This is a genomic window from Pseudomonas fjordensis, assembly GCF_976987115.1.
Map to the genome: position 1 here is coordinate 4,384,750 of NZ_OZ336860.1, position 15,671 is coordinate 4,400,420.

Genomic DNA, 15,671 nt, shown 5'->3' on the forward strand with positions numbered 1-15,671 from the left:
ATGGCTCCTTACTTGGCGGGCTGAGTGGAGTTGAAGTCGGCCAGCATCTTCGCGCGGGCGGCTTCAGCCGGGTTTTCGCCTGGCTTACTGTCCTGATGGATCATGTGCTGCCGGAACGGGTCATTTGCCGGGTTCTTGGCGGCGTCTTCGACCAGGATCTCGAAGCGCGCATCGATGTAAGCGTCAGCCTTACCGGCCACGGCCGCATCACCCAGCTTCGCGACCACAACAGCCTTGCGGATGTCAGCGTCGGTCTTGCCGGTGTAGTCGGCGTCAGCGATCAACTTGGCCTTGCTGATCAGGTCAGCGCGGGCGGTGACGCGCTTGTCGATATCGGCATCGCTGAGCTGCTTGACCTTGAGGGCGTCGATCTCGGCGTCTTTCTTCGCCAGTTCGCCATCCTTCAGCGCCAGCGCAGCGGTATGCGCGTCGGTCAGGGATTTGATGTTTACCCCGGCATCGGCCAGCTGCTTGGTCAGCTTGTCGATCGCCTGGGCGCCTTGGTCGGTCGTCTGGACGGACAGGCCATCAACGATGACCGTACGCAGTGAATCAGCCATGTCATGGCCTCCTTGGGGGGTGTGTGGTTTATGGTCACCGATGCGAAGGTGCTCGCCACCCCGAGCGCGATGCTCAAGGCTTAGGTGATTCATTTTCATAGGGCCGAGGAAGCAGTCGTACTGCTCGCCATCGGGGGAAACGCCATCCTGAAACACGACTTCGGCGCCGTAGCCCATGGACAGCTCGCGCTTGCCGGACTCGTAGTCCTCGATCGCCTTGGCGTCCATCAGCACCAGCGGCACCTTGACGAACTGGCCGTCGCGGACGACTTCGCCGCCGGTTTGGCCGATAGCGACATCTTTCCAGTTCTTGGAGTTGACGCCGTCCCCGCCCGGATGGCCGTTGGTCATTGGTCGGTAGGCGTACGAGTGCATGGCGTCAGCGTGGAAGACCGCGCTTTCCGGCCGGTACACACGAACGATTGGCTTATCCCGCAGGCCGTGTTCGTTGTCCGGGTCGATCTCGGTACCCAGATAGTCCTGGATGCCGGTGCGCGCGACTCGAGCCTCGGCCACCAGATAGCCGTCCTCGGTGCGCCGCACTCCCGTGACTGGCACGGAGTCGGTGAAGATCATGGGGCGAGCTCCTCGAAGATCTCTGGACCCAGCTCAATCGCGCCACGGTATGGCTCGACCTTGTCGACATCGACGCTGCCGGGTTCGTAGGTGAAGGTGATGTGGGGCTGATAGTCCGGCCAGTCCCAAGAGGCGCCAGCCTCAACGATGGAGACATGCCTCCAAGCCAGCTCGGAGCTGTTGAACAGCAGCACCACCGCGCCTTCGCCGAACTTGTCGATCAGCCGTGCGCCACCTGGTGCAATCTTGAGCTGGCCCTTGCCATCGCCCGACCACGACTCGCCGACCTTCATCCAATCCACCGGGTTGCGGCTGTAGGCGACAGTGACGTGCAGGTCAGCAGCCGGGACGGTGGATTCAAAGCCCTGCGACTTGGCCCACTCGATGATCTCGGCGCCGTTGATGACCTTGCGGGACACGTACAGGGAGCGAGGCGCGGCGTCAGTGATCGCTTTCTTCGCCACCGGCTGATCCGCACCGGTGCTCGGCAGGTCATCATCGTCATCGGACAGTTCGGCGCCGAACTTCTCGATAGCCGCTTCCAGACCCGGCATAACGCTCAGCTCGACCAGCAGGTTCACTGCGGCGGTCGAGAGCGCATCCTCAGGGAACAGCCCGGAGTCTTTCAGCGCCTTGATGGTGTCAGCCGTGGTCTTGCCGATATCGGCCCGCTCTTTCGCCGTGGCCTGCCAGAGTGGCGCCCAGGTGTAGTGCACCTCTTTCGGCCGACTGCCGAGCGCGGAGCGGATCAAACCCTCATCCAGCACGCTCATGGCTGGCTTGATCTCCAGCTTCTGGCGTGACGCGACGTTGTCGTAGTAGTTGCGGGTGTTCTCTTCGCCATTGGCGCCGAGCCCCGTCGACGACTGACCGAACATGCGGGTGCCGGGGATATCGAACGCGCCGGCGACGCCCTGCTCTGTCTTGGCGATAACCTCCGGCAGGTTGCCGAAGCTCGCCGACTTGGAACTATGGGTCTCTTGCCCGTCGAGGATCAGTGTGCCGTTGATACCCTTGGCGGTAGCGGCCAGGCGCAGGCGCTCCAACAGCAAGCGCTCGTAATTCTTGTCCTGCATGCTCGACATCAGGTTCGGGATGTTGATGACGTCGATCTTGGCCTCGTAGACCAGGCTGACCACGTTGGCCACTGTCTCGTCGTAGTGACGCACTGCGGGCATAGCGGCCAGCAGCACCGAGTCGCCCCAACCGAAGCCGGTGCCCACCGCCAACTCAGGGTCGGGGTGGGCGGCGCCGATGAAGATCACCAAGCGCGACGGGTGGATCTCGACCACGCTGCCCGGCAGCCGGTACGCCTTGGGCTTTCCGAAGCGCGGGCTCTGCGGGTCTTGCTCGATCTCGGTTGCGCTCAGCTGCCGGCGGGTCATGACAGTGAGGTACTTCACGCCCCCCTGCTTGACGCGCTCAGGGTTCAGCTCGGATGCCGTGTCACGCTCGCCGGTGCCGATGAATACAGCAGCACCACCAAACAGACGGGCCTTCAATAGGGCCTCAAGGATCTTGCCCTTGACGTTCAGGCGGTCCTCTTCGGCCTCGATCAGCCCGATCTGGTCCTTGTCAGCCTGCCAGTTGCGCCAGTTACGGCACGCGTCCACCGCTGGGATGGTCACGCCCTTCTGTGCTGTCCACGAACCACGGAAGGCGTTCAGCAGTTGCTGGTCGTCCATCACCGGAAGCGCATAGTGCGAGTGAGATGCCTTGTCGCGCGCAGTACCCAGTCCTGCGACCAGGTTCTGCAGGCTGTCTTTCAGGTAGCTGAATGCGCTCATGAGTTGCTCACGTTTGCGAGTGTATAGCTGCCCGCAATCGGGAAGCGCTGGACAATGAAGTAACCGAGTGCGTCGACCGGGTCTTCAGTGCCGTCCTTGTTGGGTTCGCCGTTTTCGGTGTATGCCTGCTGCTCCAGCACCTGGGTGGTTACTGGACAGTTGTCGGTGTTCACCAGGTAGCGGCGCTTATGGTCGATATTCAGGAACATGGCGTTCACGGCCAGTACCCGGTCGCGAACCGCTGGGTTCGACGGGTTCGCCATCACCATGAAGCCGGCAGCACGAAGTAGGCTGTGATCCGACTCGCTGCCGTTCACGCTCTTGCGGTTCTTACCGCTGGCGTCCGGATAGACCGTGATGCTGTGCCCCGAGAAGCGGCGCTTCAGCTCGACGATCATCGCCGGCGTGTCGAAAAGGTGCGTGGCTTCTTCGAGTAGCAGCGGGAGACCGTCACGAATGACATGCACCGTCGCGGCCATCCGGCTGATGTTGAAGTCCATGCCGACGTGCAACTGCTCGCCAGGGCGAATAGTCGCGTCCGTGTGGTTCTGCTTGCGGCAGAAGTTCGGGTACACGCTGCCCGACGTCAGGTTGACGAACAGGCCATCGATGTACGCGTCCACCAGGTTGGCCGGGTACGACTCCCGCAGCGACTTGATGTAGTCCTTCGGCAGGTTCTTCGCGTTCTGCCGCGTCGAGGCGTGCACGATGCCGTACAGAGGGCGCTGACTTGGGTTGGCGGCCAACTCCTTGACGAACTTGCGATAGACCCAGTTGAAGCCCTCCGGCGTCGTAGTGACGTCGATGGTGTTCATGGCTCGGGTTGGCCACACCGTGGACATCCGCGCGATGATTTTCTTCCAAGCGCTGTCAGCCTTCTTGATCGCCATGCAGTCGATCTCGTCGACCAACGCATGAGCGATGTTGAAGCCGACGATGCGGTGCGGGTGCTCCATGCTCTTGCAGACGATCGTCGACAGGCACCGGCCTCGGTTGTCGCGCAGGTACACGCGCTTCTTGCTCGGCACGATGTCGGCGAACAGACCGAAAGCCTCGGCCACCACCGGCATGGTGTCGTAGAAGATGTCCGCGATCTGCGGATAGGTCGGCGCGAAGTAGCCCTGAGGAATGCCTGGATGCTCCAGTGCGTTGATGCACATCCGAACACAGCCCACGAAAGTCTTGCCGCTACGGTAGCCGCCGACAAATGCTGAAAACTTCTTGGGGTGACTGATGAACTCGAACTGGGGCTTATTCAGCTTCAGGGTCGCTTGCATCTTCTACCCCGATGATTACTTGCTTAGGCTCGGGCAGGCCCTTATTCGGGTCTTCCAGTTCGCGGCGCAGCTTCTCGTTGGTGAGGCGGCGCGTCTCCAGGTCTTCCTTTGTCCGCTCCAGGCTCTCGACGCGTGCAGTGAGGCGGTCGATCAGGCTGGAGTAATCGCGAACCTTGCTCGTAGTCGTTATCGATGCGAGCGCGGTCTCTTTGCCGCTGACCAGGATCGGCTCTTCCTTCTCCGACTCCACTTCCAGCGTGTTGCCGAATTCGTTCTCCCTGGCCAGCGCACGCATCAAGCGCACTCTCGTCAGCCGCAACTCATCGTCCACGCGCCCCAGCTCGATGCTGGCAAGCATGTCGTTCTCTTCGTCAGTCAGGAATCGGCTGTAGATCGAGCCGGGCTTTGCAGCGTTCTTGTTGCCCCTCTGTTCCTTGGGGCCCGAACTCTTGCCGCCGTGTAGCTTGCAGCGAGAGGAACCCGGTATCGCGTGACGCTTGCATGGTTCCCCGTTGCCGCGCTTGGATGCGCCGCATAGGGCCATAGTCAGCCTCATTCATGGGGTTGGTTTTCGCAGAACGATTCATTCAATGCATTCGAACGTCATTCAATGATCATTCGATGCCTATAACCTTGATCTCACCCCATACGGGTCGGAAGTCGACATGCTCGCCATCGGATGACTTGATGGGCTGGTCAGCAACAACAGCGATACCCGACATGGTGTCGCAGTAGGTCACACACTCAAGGCGCTCTCCGCCAAGGAAGACCTCGCGCCGCCCTCGACCATCATCGGCCCAATGCACATGTTCGCCTGACTGGTCGCTCATGGTGATACCTCATACTGGAACGCCCGATCAGCAGGCATGGCCGTCACGAACCGGCACCTGTGAGTATCGAACGCCTCATTGAACGCAATGGTGCGGCGGTACTCGGAGGTGACCTTACCGGTGAACCGCTCGCGGTGAACGACCACACCCTCACGCAGGAACTCGACTTCAGCCGATCCCAGTAGCTTGGTGACGATTACTTTCATGTGACCTGTCTCGCGCCACGATTTGGCGCATTCGAAAACGTGGCGCGGGTTACTTGCTCTGGCTGCGGAGGATCTGGGCGTCTACCTGATCTGCGCAGGTGTCCAACAGCCGGACCGCCTTGTCTTTCAGCTCCCACACATCTCCATTGAGACGAAGGTCTTCGTCGCTGTCGTCGATGCGCTCGCATGGGATCAGCTCAGGTGCTTCAATTCTTACGGCCTGTGTCTTTGTCACTGCCGCCGGCTTTGCCGCGCAGGCCGTCAGGAAGAGGCTGAGCAGCCCAGTCACGAACAGGCTTGCTGTTGCGCTTGAGGTTTTCAAAGTTCTTCTCCGCCTTCTTGGCTTTGTCCTGGCTGGCCCTGAGGCGCTTTGCCAGGTCTGCCTGGTATTCAGCATTGCGCTTTGCTTCAGCGCGCAGCGTAGTGATGGTCGCCTGGCTTTCGAGGTTGGCGTCGACCGCCTTCTTCTTCTCGCCGGCTTCGAAGGCCACCTCCCCGCGCAGGGCGACGACACGTGACTGCTGAATGCCAACGAGCAGCAGGCCGACCAGGGCGATGATGATTGCAGCAGCGATGGCCTTCATGATGCATCCGCCTTGCGGCCCAGGAAGCGGGTCACCAGTTCGCGGATGGCGGTCACGCCGAGGAACCCAATAGTCCCTCCAGCAGCAACCGATAGGCTGGGCGGCCAGGTCATCCACTCAATCACGCTGGACGCAACAAGGCTCAGCGATCCGCAGATCAGCGATTCGAACAAGATCCGACGCTTACTGGTTTCCTTCGCGTCGTACATGACTCGAAGCAACGATACTGTGATGGCCATGATTGCGCCCTGCCAGAGCGGATTGCTCAACGCCAGCCAGATCTTGGCCCATGTGTCTGGCTTGTCAGGCATGGTAGGCATCCGGGTTGCCTCCCCTCGGGGAGATTGATAAATCCGGCTCCAGCAGCACTCCCTTCTCAGTGCGAACAGTGTGGCGGGGCCGAAAACTGAAAGGCCCCGCACAATGTCGAGGCCCTGAATAGGTACGCGTGTCTTCCCACGCTGCCAGCCAAAGACAATCCCAGCGTCGACGCCCCAATGCATCGATCTCGCCATTCCTGTCTCGCGCCACTCCACAAGCATGTGAGGTCAGAGTGCACGGGCTGCCGGTGTTGATTCCGTACGTCGCACTATCCGGCTATCGACGTCCAGGCCTTCCCGAGGGCTGTCCTGGCTACAGGTGAAACTACAGATTCTTTTTGTGGATCCGCCAACCCATGGCGACACCGGGGTGCAGATACTCGCCGGTGCGCGGATGGCGCGAGAAATCGGTCTCGCCAACTTGGCGTGCGACCGCCTCCCATGCCGTTCTGGCGCGCTCCAGCAGATTGCTTTTGGCTTTTAGCTTCATGCGCACCTACCGGCAGTAGAATTAAGGCAATAAAAAACCCGGCGCTGTGGCCGGGTTTCGATGTGGTCGTGCGCTGGAGGTAAGTTGCGCAGTGTGGGAAAAGTACATCGAATTCCCCACCATGGCAACATATTTATGCCGCATCCTCTGAATTTTCCGCGTGTATCACCTGCCAAACTGGCTCTTGCGCCTGAATATCAACTTCCTCGATTGCCTTTCGCAGGAAATTCCAGATGTCGAGCCAGTCGCGGTCCCAGTGCTTGGGTTCGATGGTGATCCCATACAGCTTGATCATGGCGTCGGACACTCGAGCTGGGCCCCACGCGTCACCGCCGCTCACCTCCACCTTGTAGGACTGCAGGGCGCACGTGATGAGGCAATGAACCTTCACCGCTTTGGCGTCGGTAAGCGCGCCAAAGTCCGTATCCGCCCAAATGAGCTTTTCGGCGTTGAGCATGTGCACGACGGTCATGCACGGGTGGTAGAGATAATGCCCCAGCTGCTGCACCTGGAACGGCAGCGACTCGATTGCCTTCTGCACCTTGCCCATGGTGAGAAGGTGGGCTGCACGATGTGTGGAGCGGCCAATCGGTGCGCGCCGCGTTTCGGCAATGCTGATCTTCTGGCGCACGGCCATGATGCGCTCTTCCTTATCCTCGCCCTGGGCAGCGAAGATGATCTCGCGCAGTGCTGCCTTTTCCTTCCTGACTACGGTTGCGGACTTGGCCCGATCAGCCGCCGCAGCACTGATTGAGGCATTCGATTCGTGCTGCGCATCAGTCCACGCTTGACGTGCGTTGATCAGTTTCATGCTGCCTGCCCCTTCTTGAGTTCTCTGGTCTTTGCCCGGTATTCTGCGGTCATCGCCTTCAGTTGCTCGACGGTGTACTTCTTGGGTTCGTGCGGCCCTTCTAGCCATTCCACGGCATGGATGCCGATCTTCTCGATCAGACCGGGCCGATACCCAAGGAGGTTTCCGGACTTACCCATGTTGCAGTTGCGATTGCACTGAAGGTGTACGTTGAGCGGTTCGAAGCGGAGCTCTGGGCTTGCGGCGGTTGTTCTGTAGTGGCCAGCGCAGTACTGGACGTCCGCTGTGGTGCCGCATGAGATGCATGGCTGCCCGGCGTCACGGGCACGTATCCAGGCGTTGAATGCGTGCTGGGTATCTTTGAGGTGGTCCGCCCTGCTCTTCAGCTTCTCCTTGCGCACCTTGATATCCCGGCGCCCGGCCTGGGCCAGCGACTTCTTCTCCTTCGCCTTCTGCACCTCTACGGTGGCCAGCGCACACTTAGGACTGCACACCGCCTGACCGAGGCGCTGCGGGATGAATGAGGACCTGCACGCTGGGTTCTTGCAGGTCTTTGGACGGGGCTGTTTAGCTGGGAGGCTCATTGCTGGTCACCCTCTGCCGCTTCTTCACGCAGTGAGTCGATGGCGTATTGCGGAACTCGATACCCGAGCGTTTTTAAAGACTCAAGGCGATCCGCGCAGGCTGATGCATCGCCTTCGAAGAAATCCTCACCATCATGTGGAAGACCTATCGGTAGGCGCTTGGCCTCATCTACCATCTTCATGACTTTGTGATTGCGCTCCACTAACGCCAGGATGTTTTCCTTTTCGAGCAGAACTTGTTCAGGCAGAGGCTCGGTAAATACCACCCGATTCCCAGCAACATGAACCGAGAATCCGCCGTGTACAGACTCATATGCGTATACATCGCACTGGAAGTCTTCACTGCTCCATCGGCAATAGCTCATGCGGCCTCCTGGCTAAGCAGGTCATTGAACACAACACCTTGGCCGGTGAAGTAGTGAGCGATGAGGTCGGTGTACTGGATGCCCTGGGCGCGATTGAACAGGCTGGTCACCGGCATACCGTCTGGGCCGAACAGCTTGCAGCCGCCCATCAAGGCCAGCTTGGTCTCGTAGGTCAGGTGGCGCATGACCTGGTACCAGTCAGCTTGGAACCCGGCGTCTTCGTTCAGCAGGATCTGCACGCCGAAGTGCAACTTGCAGTACCGGCGGGCGTCGGCGGCGTCACCGATCTGGGTCATCTCGGCAATCCGCTTGTACATCGCGAACCACAGGGCGTTCTGATCCAGGGTGCGGTCCTTTCCAGGGCGCAGAGAGACCACGACGTACTTCTTGTCGCGATACATGGCGGTCAGGCTGGTGATTGCCTCGGAAAGCTTGGCCTGGCAGTTGACGCTGATCTTGTCCGTCATGGCGCGACCCTCCTGACTCCAGCGGCTTTTACCCAGCGGCGCATGGACATCTCGCAGCCACTCGTTAAGCAGACGCCGTTGGCGAACCCCGTGTGTGTTTTCGGAGTGCCGCAGCCGCAGCTGCATTTAGGCTTGCGGCCCGGGCGCTTTGGGCGCAGCTCCATGTATCGAATATGCTCAGCCAGGCCACCGACCTGACCCCAGCCAGCGGTACCGCCTCGCATTGCTGCGGATCGGGCCGCCGACGAAAGCTGATTCAAGTCAGTCATGACTGCTCTCCCTGGCCCAGGGATGTGTCGATCTGATCAGCCGTCTCGCGCCGACGAATTGCCCAGTGAGTTGCAGACTTTGTTTCTGCCTCTACCTCTCGGCATATCCAGCTAGATGCCTTTCTCAGCGTGCCTGAGGCGTCTATCAAAAGTTTGTCCAGACGCTCCACCTCAGCCTTCAGCTCAGCATTCACCCGCTCGTAGGCTTCGTAGCCGGCCTTGAGGCCGGCGACTTCGGCGCGGAGCTGGTCGATGTTCGCTTCCTGCCTACGGATGCGTGATGCCGAAGCAAGGAGAACGATGACAAATCGATCTTCTTCACCATCGTCAGCGTTTTCCTGAATCGCCTGCGCGTTATCGACCAGCTCCTTGATCAGGTCTTCGGCCAGCCAGTCATGCGGGCCTTTCAGAGCATCGTTCTCAGCCTTGAGCTGGTCGCGTTCGGCGCGGAACGAATCGCTGAGCGCCTTATTCGTTACGACGAGCCGATCCAGCAACTCATTTTCTTTGATCAGACGATTGCGGACATTGCAGGCTGTGGCATACGCCTCTTCAAACGGAACAAGACGATCGTTCTCGGCGATCAGGGCCAGGACTCCATCGCGTGCTGCGACCACGAACTTGGCAAAGTCGGCCTTGCAGGTTTCGACGTACGTATGCCCGTCGTATTGTTCGCCATCAATTTCGAAGGGGGCGCCATAGACGCAGTAGAAACCAGTTGATCCGCCACCCAGCGATTCGCCTGATGGGCCGTTGAAGAACGGTTCGGTGTTGCTGTCCCAATCCAGGTCGGCAGGGAAAGCCTCGGCCAGCCGCTTCAGTTCGGCGTTGTCGGTCATGACAGCAGCTCCTTTGGCACGCTTACGGTTTCGCCAAGAACTGAGGCAACGATGGCGCGGCAGGCAGCGATCAGCGGGGTGTCGCCCTTGTAGCCATTCGGGTGGCCCCACTCGGTAGCGGCATTCCATGGCCCGTTGTTGTTTTCCATTGGCGCGCCGATGTCGAGCTTGTACTTCTCGATAAGCGGACCACCATCGCTCCAGTCGGTTGACGGGCAATAGCAACGAAGCCAGTCATGCGCCCAGGCTTCCCGACTATCAGGGTCATGCCAGCGCACCGCATACCCAAGAGCCCAATCCAGCGCCGAGCCCAACAAGTCCTGCGTCTTCACTTCTACGAATTCGTTCATGTCTGCTTCTCCGCTGCTTCTGCGATCAATGCCAGGCGCTCCGACTTGCGCGCCTGGAGCCAGGCCTCAGACATGCGATCTTTCTCGCTGCCCTTGTCGACCCACTCCCACACCGGACGGCCGTTGCTGACCATGTAGGCCCGGTACAGCTTGCTGTACTGCTGCTGGCGGATTTGCTGGACGCCTCGGCCCTTGAGGAAACGCTCGTCCCCGGCCTGCGGCTTTGGCTTGGTCTGTGCGCTGCTGTATCGAATGCTGGTTACGGTCATGTCCGTTTCTCCGCGCCGCACGCCGGCTCGCGCTTGATGTTCATTTTTGCCAGCAGCAGCGCACGCGCTGATTTGCCGTCAGCCGGGATGCCCTGCTGAATGATTTTTGCCTGGACCTGCTGGTCGGCCAGCTCGTTGGCGAGCTCGAAGGCCGTCTTCTGGCTGTCGTGGCCGATCCCGGTGAGGATCTTCCCGTCAAGCGGCTGGCCTTCCTGGGCCCGTCGGATCACCACGGCGTAGTTGTGGTCGAAGCGCTGACGAAGGCCCTTGTCTTCCTGCTTGGCGGTGCGCAGGTCGAAGATTCCGGTCTCGTTGGCAGCGATGCGCACGCCTTCGTGGCTGTAGACGCCCATCAATGCCTCCACCCATGCGTCAGCGCTCGCTGGCAAGCCGAAAGCCTCCGGCCCAGGCGTGCACCAGCCTATGAACTGGCCGACGCTGGGAGCGAACGGTGAGCCGCTTTTGCGGCACTGCTCGATTCCATAACGGATCTGCTCCAGCGTGCGGATGCCGGCGGCCATGAACCCCATTGTCCAGTTGCGCATCGCTGCAGCCTTGGCCTTGTCGTCCGGCCATGCCTGCTTGTGGGCCGGGAAGATGGCCTGCAACTGCCGAAACAGGCGCTCGACCACTTCACCGGTGGCGTCATCCACAACGCCCAGCTGGGTTCCGGTCTGCGCCGGGGCCTGATAAGGGGTGGTGGTGGCCAGGGCCCGCGCTGCACCTGGGATCATCTGAGTGACGTTCTTCATAGGTCATCACTCGTATCGGCGCGCCACGACTGATCGTAGAAGTCCGGGCCGTTGCTGACAGTTTTGCCGCCAGGCACCACCTTGTCCGGGAACAGGCCGGTCCAGCCGTTGCTGATGGACTGGATGATCACAGCGTCAGCCCAGTGGTGGCCGGTTAGGGTCTTGGCTTGGCGTTCGCAGGTGGTTTTGGTCAGCGGCTTGCGGATCTCTTTACGGTGCTGGCACCAGTCAGCCCAAACCTGTTCGCTGACGTTTGCCGGCTTGCAGGTGAGCGGGTCGAACTTGGTCGCCTTCTTCTTCGCCGAGGGAGCGTCAGCGACCGGCTGCTTTACTGGTTCCTTGACTGGTTCAAAAGAGTGACTGGTTCTGGTGCTTTCTGGGCCTACAGGGGGTGTAGGCTGTGTGCCTACACCTGTGCTTTTTGGGCCTACAGGTGTGCTTTCTGTGCCCATACCACCAATGGTCAGCAAATAGAGGTTCGATGAGTTGCCTTTCGGGCCATCGCGGTTCTCAATTTTCAGCAGGCGCTGCTCTTCCAAGTGCTTGATATGGCGGCGAACAGTGCTGCGGTCGATCTCGCATTGGTCGGCAATGTGCTGGTAGGACGGCCAGCACTCGCCAACGTCGTTAGCGTTGTCGGCCAGCTTGATCAGCACCAGCTTGCGCAGAGGGTTGCCGACCTTGGTCTTCATGGCCTTTACCATCAACTCCATACTCACGCTGCACCCCGCATAGCCTTGTCGTGGGTGAACATGCCGTCCCAGGTCTTCTTCATGGGCAGCTCGCCAGCCAGGTACAGGTCGTACAGGCGTGCGGCGCCCTTCTTCAGCAGGATGGGTGTGTAGGAGATAAACGGGTCTTTGCCGTGCGGGGTGACTTCGTGTTGGTGCTCGGTCATGTACTTGTCGCGGGCGTACGACCCAACACGGTGACGGGTACCGGACTTGCTCTCGTTGTAGAGCCAGCTACGACCTTCCAAGTAATTGCCCACCTGCATGACGTTGACCCCATTGAGGCCCTTGCAGAATTGCGTGTGGGTCATGCCTTCCTTGAACAGGTTCTCCAAGGAGTGGATCTTCGTGGCCTGGGTCTGCACCTCGATCGACAGCTGGTTCTTCTGCTCAACCTGGTCGGCCCAGGCTCTGGCGGCGGCTACCGGGTCAGCGAAGTTGGGCAAGGTTGCAATGACCCGGCCCGCGCTCGATTCAAGTTCCTGCCAGCGGTCGATGACCTTGGCGCGATGCTCGTCGCTGTACCCGGCCACCACCAAGTGCGTATCGCGCTCAATGAGGTCGTAAACGTCGATCGGGCGGCCGCCAGTGGACTCGCGACGGCTTTTACGAATTGATCGTAAAAGGTTTTTGGTGAAGAGCCGCTCAATCGTGGCAATCACATCGTTGTGTCGAGCCTCGACAAGCTCAGCGATTTCTCGCGATGACATTGTCCGCGCCACGTTTTCAGATATCGAAAATCGTGGCGCGGTATTATTCAGGGCCTGTACATCAGTGTTAGAGGTATGCATAATCGGCCTCACAGATTGTTTTGCAGTACGCAGTTAAAGAAGCCGGGATCGCACCCCGGCTTTTTTGTGCCTGCGATTTATGTTTATTGGTTGAGGTCTTCATCAGGCCCTCCTTTTTCAGGCCCTATTCCGGGCTTCGGCGGTTCTCGCCTTGTTGTTGGTAGATGCCGGATCTTTCCAGCCCCTTTTGGCCTTGTCTTCTCGAAAAAGCGTTCTGCTCCAAGCTTTGCGGCGTACTCGTCAGGGGTCATCCCTGCCGCTGCTGCCAACCGTTCAAGCTTTTCGTAGAGGCGCCCATCGATCCCATGGCAGATCGTGGTTTCAGGCACAGAGCCTCCTTTCAGGGCCTTCAGGCCTGCATGTGTTTACCGGTAGCATTCGGCTCGACGATGCTTTCCAACTTCTCCTCAACGCACATGCGTACAAATACGGCCAGTTGCAGCTTGTGCAGGCGTGCAACAGCCTTTAACGCTTCGTAGGTCTCATCGTCGTAACGGGACTTGATCTCCCGGTCTTTCAGGTGGCGGGTGTCGTCATATGCCATTGGTGAGGCTCCTTGGTTGTTCGAAATGGTTAAGCGGCTGATTGAGATGCGGGGCGCACGCAAAGCTCGCGGGCCGTTACGGCGCCGCCAGTTAGCTCTTCGGCTTTGAATGCCTTTTCCGCGCCCATAAAGTGGATCCCGGACACCCAGTACGAAACCGCAGCCTGGGATACACCGAGAGCCAATGCTGTTTTGGTCTGCCCGCCGAAGTGGTCGACGAGCCTTTCGATAGGGGTCATACAAGAACCCTCCTGATAAGCCTGCTTATATGCTATGTAGAAGCAGGCTTATTTGCAAGCAGATAAGCGAACTTATAAATTATTCTCATGACGACACTCGCCGAACGCATCAAAGAAGCACGTAAATACGCAAAGCTCACGCAGCGAGCCCTCGCCTCTCGGGTGGGTGTTGAGCAGCCTGTGATTTCTCAGCTGGAGACCGGGAAGAACCTTCAGAGCGCGCACTTGAGCAAGATCGCTCATGCGTGCCGGGTTAATTCCATATGGCTTTCCGAAGAAATTGGCCCAATGACCGGAAGCTATACTTCCGAAGCGCAGATCAGTGCGCTCGATGAAGAGCAGTCGAACGTTGAGTCGGCGCTGCAACCCACGAGATCATTTAGCTATCCAGAGATCAGCTGGGTACAGGCAGGGAGCGCCAAGGAGGCGATCGATATGGGTAACGTGGCCCTATGCCCGCGGCATAACTCGGACGTATGGGCTGGAGAGGACGCGTTTTGGCTCAAGGTCGTCGGCAACTCCATGAGCTCCACCTCCGGACATTCCTTTCCTGAAGGCTTCCTGATTTTGGTTGCGCCTGACATAGAGCCACGACCTAACCAGTTCGTAGTAGCCAGGATGATCGATACCAATGAGGCAACTTTTAAGCAGTTAGTCAGGGATGCCGGAGAGCTTTACCTGAAGCCACTGAACCCCGCCTACCCGACCAAGCCTGTCGATGACACCTGGGAGATCATAGGCACGGTGGTTGATGGTAAAATGCCAAAATCTGTTTTCCTGATGTAGGTCTGGGGCTCATGGCTGCATACAAATTACCTGGCGTTCTACTGGCTCTATTGGCATCAATGGCGGCGGCTGGTACTAATGCTGGAAATCCGACCATGGCGCAGTGGGTTTTTTCTGAATCCCCAACAAAAGGTGGAAAGCCAATCTGCGCGATGTCGGCCGGCCCCATCTTGAGCTCTGGCGTCAACAATATTTCTATCAAGTGGGCCGGAGGGGGTAGGCGTGTAAGCGCAACGCTTTATAAGGACTCTTGGGATATTCCTCGCGGCAAAACGATAGCAACCACAATTGATTTCATGGATAACCAGCCGTTGAGCTTGCCTGCATATGGTGATGGAAAAATTGTCGACATGCAGATCCCTGAGCAAGTAACCTATGTGTTCCTGTCGCTCGTACGCGATTCGAATTTCTTGCAGATTGGGTTTCCCAAAGGGTCAGAGCCCACCTGGACGATACCCTTGAAGGGGTCTTCGGCAGCTTTTAAAGAATTTGTCGCCTGCGCTAGCCGCCTATCAAAGCAGAACACACAACCCTTCTAGCCCCCCCCCGCCCATTGAAATGACTGAGCCCGCCGTCCTGCGGGCTTTTTTACGCCCACCTAAAAAAATATAAGCGTGCTTATTGACTGGTTAGATAAGCTGGCTTATATTCACTCCATCGAGTCACCCAACAGGGACTCGCCAGGGCCTCAGGGCCTGACCCGCTCTTTAACAGTCAGCGCAACAAACAACAGACCGCATTGCCTCTACCGGCGACCGGCGAGCAGACAGGCCCGAAAGCCTGCCAACGACAGGAACAACCTGGACGACTGCTCGATGGCGAAACGCCAGAACCGTGTATGCCCAGTAGGCACGAATGACCCGGCAAGCAATGCGCCCCGCGAATCCCAGCGGCAGAAGGGAGAGACACCGAATCGAATTAGCGGTCCCGATAGCCTCGGCTGGGATCGCCGGACCTCATGCACCCTGCCCCACTCAGCCGGGCACTCAGAGCTGTAGCGTGCATGTTGTAAGGACCTGTGATCCACGGCGAATAGATGCTGTTTGACGCTGTGAGTAGGAAGCTCGAAGCCCAACCACGAAGACGAACGGCCAGCCCTGCAATCAGCGGCGGGATACGCGGCGCCGCCCTAGCGAAGAGGGAGCCACCGATGACGCAACAAACCCGGTCCGTCACCAGTAGTGAGACCGGGCACATTCGATTCAAGCCAGTGAGTGCAGCCAGTAGCTGATCACGGCGAACAG

24 protein-coding genes and 1 pseudogene are annotated in these 15,671 nt (G+C 59.1%); 2 read left to right on the forward strand and 23 right to left on the reverse strand.

What is annotated here, in order from left to right:
• Positions 1 to 8: 8 nt before the first annotated feature.
• The 23 genes and pseudogenes from ACWHXD_RS19780 to ACWHXD_RS19890 all read right to left on the reverse strand — a co-directional run bounded on the left by ACWHXD_RS19780 (position 9) and on the right by ACWHXD_RS19890 (position 13,641).
• Positions 9 to 1,136, reverse strand: coding sequence for a DUF2213 domain-containing protein (locus tag ACWHXD_RS19780; protein ID WP_499084563.1), 1,128 nt, complete (start codon positions 1,134 to 1,136; stop codon positions 9 to 11).
• Positions 1,133 to 2,923: an anti-CBASS protein Acb1 family protein gene (locus tag ACWHXD_RS19785; protein ID WP_499084565.1), complete on the reverse strand. Its 1,791-nt coding sequence runs from the start codon at positions 2,921 to 2,923 to the stop codon at positions 1,133 to 1,135. The genes ACWHXD_RS19780 and ACWHXD_RS19785 overlap by 4 nt, the downstream gene beginning before the upstream one ends.
• A complete protein-coding gene (locus ACWHXD_RS19790; RefSeq protein ID WP_499084567.1) occupies positions 2,920 to 4,200 on the reverse strand; it encodes a terminase large subunit domain-containing protein in 1,281 nt (426 codons plus the stop codon). Before ACWHXD_RS19790 ends, ACWHXD_RS19785 begins: the two co-directional genes overlap by 4 nt.
• A complete protein-coding gene (locus ACWHXD_RS19795; RefSeq protein ID WP_499085070.1) occupies positions 4,175 to 4,558 on the reverse strand; it encodes a hypothetical protein in 384 nt (127 codons plus the stop codon). Before ACWHXD_RS19795 ends, ACWHXD_RS19790 begins: the two co-directional genes overlap by 26 nt.
• A 114-nt stretch (positions 4,559 to 4,672) precedes the next feature.
• Positions 4,673 to 4,756 (reverse strand): annotated as a pseudogene (locus ACWHXD_RS19800) (HGGxSTG domain-containing protein); the annotation flags it as partial.
• A 58-nt stretch (positions 4,757 to 4,814) separates the two neighbouring features.
• A complete protein-coding gene (locus ACWHXD_RS19805; protein ID WP_499084569.1) occupies positions 4,815 to 5,030 on the reverse strand; it encodes a hypothetical protein in 216 nt (71 codons plus the stop codon).
• Positions 5,027 to 5,236 carry a hypothetical protein gene (locus ACWHXD_RS19810; protein ID WP_160049470.1) on the reverse strand — a complete coding sequence of 70 codons (210 nt, stop codon included), beginning with the start codon at positions 5,234 to 5,236 and terminating at the stop codon, positions 5,027 to 5,029. Before ACWHXD_RS19810 ends, ACWHXD_RS19805 begins: the two co-directional genes overlap by 4 nt.
• 206 nt (positions 5,237 to 5,442) lie before the next feature.
• Positions 5,443 to 5,820 (reverse strand): hypothetical protein, encoded by a 378-nt coding sequence (locus ACWHXD_RS19815; protein WP_499084570.1) that lies wholly within the window; start codon positions 5,818 to 5,820, stop codon positions 5,443 to 5,445.
• Positions 5,817 to 6,140, reverse strand: a complete 324-nt coding sequence (locus ACWHXD_RS19820; protein WP_034112135.1) for a phage holin, lambda family — start codon at positions 6,138 to 6,140, stop codon at positions 5,817 to 5,819. Before ACWHXD_RS19820 ends, ACWHXD_RS19815 begins: the two co-directional genes overlap by 4 nt.
• A gap of 325 nt (positions 6,141 to 6,465) precedes the next feature.
• Positions 6,466 to 6,630, reverse strand: coding sequence for a hypothetical protein (locus ACWHXD_RS19825; protein WP_154220638.1), 165 nt, complete (start codon positions 6,628 to 6,630; stop codon positions 6,466 to 6,468).
• Positions 6,631 to 6,763: 133 nt separating this feature from the next.
• Positions 6,764 to 7,441 (reverse strand): hypothetical protein, encoded by a 678-nt coding sequence (locus ACWHXD_RS19830; protein WP_038440804.1) that lies wholly within the window; start codon positions 7,439 to 7,441, stop codon positions 6,764 to 6,766.
• On the reverse strand, positions 7,438 to 8,025 hold the full coding sequence (locus ACWHXD_RS19835; RefSeq protein ID WP_499084573.1) for a recombination protein NinG: 588 nt from the start codon (positions 8,023 to 8,025) through the stop codon (positions 7,438 to 7,440). The genes ACWHXD_RS19830 and ACWHXD_RS19835 overlap by 4 nt, the downstream gene beginning before the upstream one ends.
• Positions 8,022 to 8,390: a hypothetical protein gene (locus ACWHXD_RS19840; protein WP_186931882.1), complete on the reverse strand. Its 369-nt coding sequence runs from the start codon at positions 8,388 to 8,390 to the stop codon at positions 8,022 to 8,024. Before ACWHXD_RS19840 ends, ACWHXD_RS19835 begins: the two co-directional genes overlap by 4 nt.
• Entirely contained in the window at positions 8,387 to 8,857 is a 471-nt protein-coding gene (locus ACWHXD_RS19845) for a NinB/YbcN family protein (RefSeq protein ID WP_186931881.1), read from the reverse strand. Before ACWHXD_RS19845 ends, ACWHXD_RS19840 begins: the two co-directional genes overlap by 4 nt.
• 265 nt (positions 8,858 to 9,122) lie before the next feature.
• The gene (locus ACWHXD_RS19850; protein WP_499084574.1) at positions 9,123 to 9,965 is read right to left on the reverse strand and encodes a hypothetical protein; all 843 of its coding nucleotides are present in this window, start codon (positions 9,963 to 9,965) and stop codon (positions 9,123 to 9,125) included.
• A complete protein-coding gene (locus ACWHXD_RS19855) occupies positions 9,962 to 10,315 on the reverse strand; it encodes a phage protein NinX family protein (RefSeq protein ID WP_499084576.1) in 354 nt (117 codons plus the stop codon). The genes ACWHXD_RS19850 and ACWHXD_RS19855 overlap by 4 nt, the downstream gene beginning before the upstream one ends.
• Positions 10,312 to 10,584, reverse strand: coding sequence for a hypothetical protein (locus ACWHXD_RS19860; protein WP_499084578.1), 273 nt, complete (start codon positions 10,582 to 10,584; stop codon positions 10,312 to 10,314). Before ACWHXD_RS19860 ends, ACWHXD_RS19855 begins: the two co-directional genes overlap by 4 nt.
• A complete protein-coding gene (locus tag ACWHXD_RS19865; RefSeq protein WP_499084579.1) occupies positions 10,581 to 11,336 on the reverse strand; it encodes a replication protein P in 756 nt (251 codons plus the stop codon). Before ACWHXD_RS19865 ends, ACWHXD_RS19860 begins: the two co-directional genes overlap by 4 nt.
• Positions 11,333 to 12,055 (reverse strand): helix-turn-helix domain-containing protein, encoded by a 723-nt coding sequence (locus tag ACWHXD_RS19870; protein ID WP_499084580.1) that lies wholly within the window; start codon positions 12,053 to 12,055, stop codon positions 11,333 to 11,335. The genes ACWHXD_RS19865 and ACWHXD_RS19870 overlap by 4 nt, the downstream gene beginning before the upstream one ends.
• Entirely contained in the window at positions 12,052 to 12,777 is a 726-nt protein-coding gene (locus ACWHXD_RS19875) for a Rha family transcriptional regulator (protein ID WP_499084582.1), read from the reverse strand. Before ACWHXD_RS19875 ends, ACWHXD_RS19870 begins: the two co-directional genes overlap by 4 nt.
• Before the next feature lie 164 nt (positions 12,778 to 12,941).
• Complete coding sequence (locus ACWHXD_RS19880) at positions 12,942 to 13,187, reverse strand: hypothetical protein (RefSeq protein WP_499084583.1); 246 nt, start codon at positions 13,185 to 13,187, stop codon at positions 12,942 to 12,944.
• Between the two features lie 20 nt (positions 13,188 to 13,207).
• Positions 13,208 to 13,402 (reverse strand): hypothetical protein, encoded by a 195-nt coding sequence (locus ACWHXD_RS19885; RefSeq protein WP_040267807.1) that lies wholly within the window; start codon positions 13,400 to 13,402, stop codon positions 13,208 to 13,210.
• Positions 13,403 to 13,431: 29 nt separating this feature from the next.
• On the reverse strand, positions 13,432 to 13,641 hold the full coding sequence (locus ACWHXD_RS19890) for a transcriptional regulator (protein ID WP_463897616.1): 210 nt from the start codon (positions 13,639 to 13,641) through the stop codon (positions 13,432 to 13,434).
• 87 nt (positions 13,642 to 13,728) lie between these two features.
• On the opposite strand from ACWHXD_RS19890, the gene ACWHXD_RS19895 reads away from it, so the two are divergent.
• Both ACWHXD_RS19895 and ACWHXD_RS19900 read left to right on the forward strand, forming a co-directional pair.
• Positions 13,729 to 14,427: a LexA family protein gene (locus ACWHXD_RS19895; RefSeq protein ID WP_463897615.1), complete on the forward strand. Its 699-nt coding sequence runs from the start codon at positions 13,729 to 13,731 to the stop codon at positions 14,425 to 14,427.
• An 11-nt stretch (positions 14,428 to 14,438) separates the two neighbouring features.
• Positions 14,439 to 14,966, forward strand: a complete 528-nt coding sequence (locus ACWHXD_RS19900; RefSeq protein ID WP_463897614.1) for a hypothetical protein — start codon at positions 14,439 to 14,441, stop codon at positions 14,964 to 14,966.
• The last annotated feature ends 705 nt before the right edge of the window (positions 14,967 to 15,671 follow it).

Excerpts from the sequence above, each read along its gene's own strand:
- ACWHXD_RS19780 (WP_499084563.1), bottom strand. The coding sequence starts at position 1,136 with ATGATCTTCACCGACTCCGTGCCAGTCACGGGAGTGCGGCGCACCGAG.
- ACWHXD_RS19785 (WP_499084565.1), bottom strand. The coding sequence starts at position 2,923 with ATGAGCGCATTCAGCTACCTGAAAGACAGCCTGCAGAACCTGGTCGCA.
- ACWHXD_RS19790 (WP_499084567.1), bottom strand. The coding sequence starts at position 4,200 with ATGCAAGCGACCCTGAAGCTGAATAAGCCCCAGTTCGAGTTCATCAGT.
- ACWHXD_RS19795 (WP_499085070.1), bottom strand. The coding sequence starts at position 4,558 with ATGCTTGCCAGCATCGAGCTGGGGCGCGTGGACGATGAGTTGCGGCTG.
- ACWHXD_RS19805 (WP_499084569.1), bottom strand. The coding sequence starts at position 5,030 with ATGAGCGACCAGTCAGGCGAACATGTGCATTGGGCCGATGATGGTCGA.
- ACWHXD_RS19810 (WP_160049470.1), bottom strand. The coding sequence starts at position 5,236 with ATGAAAGTAATCGTCACCAAGCTACTGGGATCGGCTGAAGTCGAGTTC.
- ACWHXD_RS19815 (WP_499084570.1), bottom strand. The coding sequence starts at position 5,820 with ATGAAGGCCATCGCTGCTGCAATCATCATCGCCCTGGTCGGCCTGCTG.
- ACWHXD_RS19820 (WP_034112135.1), bottom strand. The coding sequence starts at position 6,140 with ATGCCTACCATGCCTGACAAGCCAGACACATGGGCCAAGATCTGGCTG.
- ACWHXD_RS19825 (WP_154220638.1), bottom strand. The coding sequence starts at position 6,630 with ATGAAGCTAAAAGCCAAAAGCAATCTGCTGGAGCGCGCCAGAACGGCA.
- ACWHXD_RS19830 (WP_038440804.1), bottom strand. The coding sequence starts at position 7,441 with ATGAAACTGATCAACGCACGTCAAGCGTGGACTGATGCGCAGCACGAA.
- ACWHXD_RS19835 (WP_499084573.1), bottom strand. The coding sequence starts at position 8,025 with ATGAGCCTCCCAGCTAAACAGCCCCGTCCAAAGACCTGCAAGAACCCA.
- ACWHXD_RS19840 (WP_186931882.1), bottom strand. The coding sequence starts at position 8,390 with ATGAGCTATTGCCGATGGAGCAGTGAAGACTTCCAGTGCGATGTATAC.
- ACWHXD_RS19845 (WP_186931881.1), bottom strand. The coding sequence starts at position 8,857 with ATGACGGACAAGATCAGCGTCAACTGCCAGGCCAAGCTTTCCGAGGCA.
- ACWHXD_RS19850 (WP_499084574.1), bottom strand. The coding sequence starts at position 9,965 with ATGACCGACAACGCCGAACTGAAGCGGCTGGCCGAGGCTTTCCCTGCC.
- ACWHXD_RS19855 (WP_499084576.1), bottom strand. The coding sequence starts at position 10,315 with ATGAACGAATTCGTAGAAGTGAAGACGCAGGACTTGTTGGGCTCGGCG.
- ACWHXD_RS19860 (WP_499084578.1), bottom strand. The coding sequence starts at position 10,584 with ATGACCGTAACCAGCATTCGATACAGCAGCGCACAGACCAAGCCAAAG.
- ACWHXD_RS19865 (WP_499084579.1), bottom strand. The coding sequence starts at position 11,336 with ATGAAGAACGTCACTCAGATGATCCCAGGTGCAGCGCGGGCCCTGGCC.
- ACWHXD_RS19875 (WP_499084582.1), bottom strand. The coding sequence starts at position 12,777 with ATGTCATCGCGAGAAATCGCTGAGCTTGTCGAGGCTCGACACAACGAT.
- ACWHXD_RS19885 (WP_040267807.1), bottom strand. The coding sequence starts at position 13,402 with ATGGCATATGACGACACCCGCCACCTGAAAGACCGGGAGATCAAGTCC.
- ACWHXD_RS19890 (WP_463897616.1), bottom strand. The coding sequence starts at position 13,641 with ATGACCCCTATCGAAAGGCTCGTCGACCACTTCGGCGGGCAGACCAAA.
- ACWHXD_RS19895 (WP_463897615.1), top strand. The coding sequence starts at position 13,729 with ATGACGACACTCGCCGAACGCATCAAAGAAGCACGTAAATACGCAAAG.
- ACWHXD_RS19900 (WP_463897614.1), top strand. The coding sequence starts at position 14,439 with ATGGCTGCATACAAATTACCTGGCGTTCTACTGGCTCTATTGGCATCA.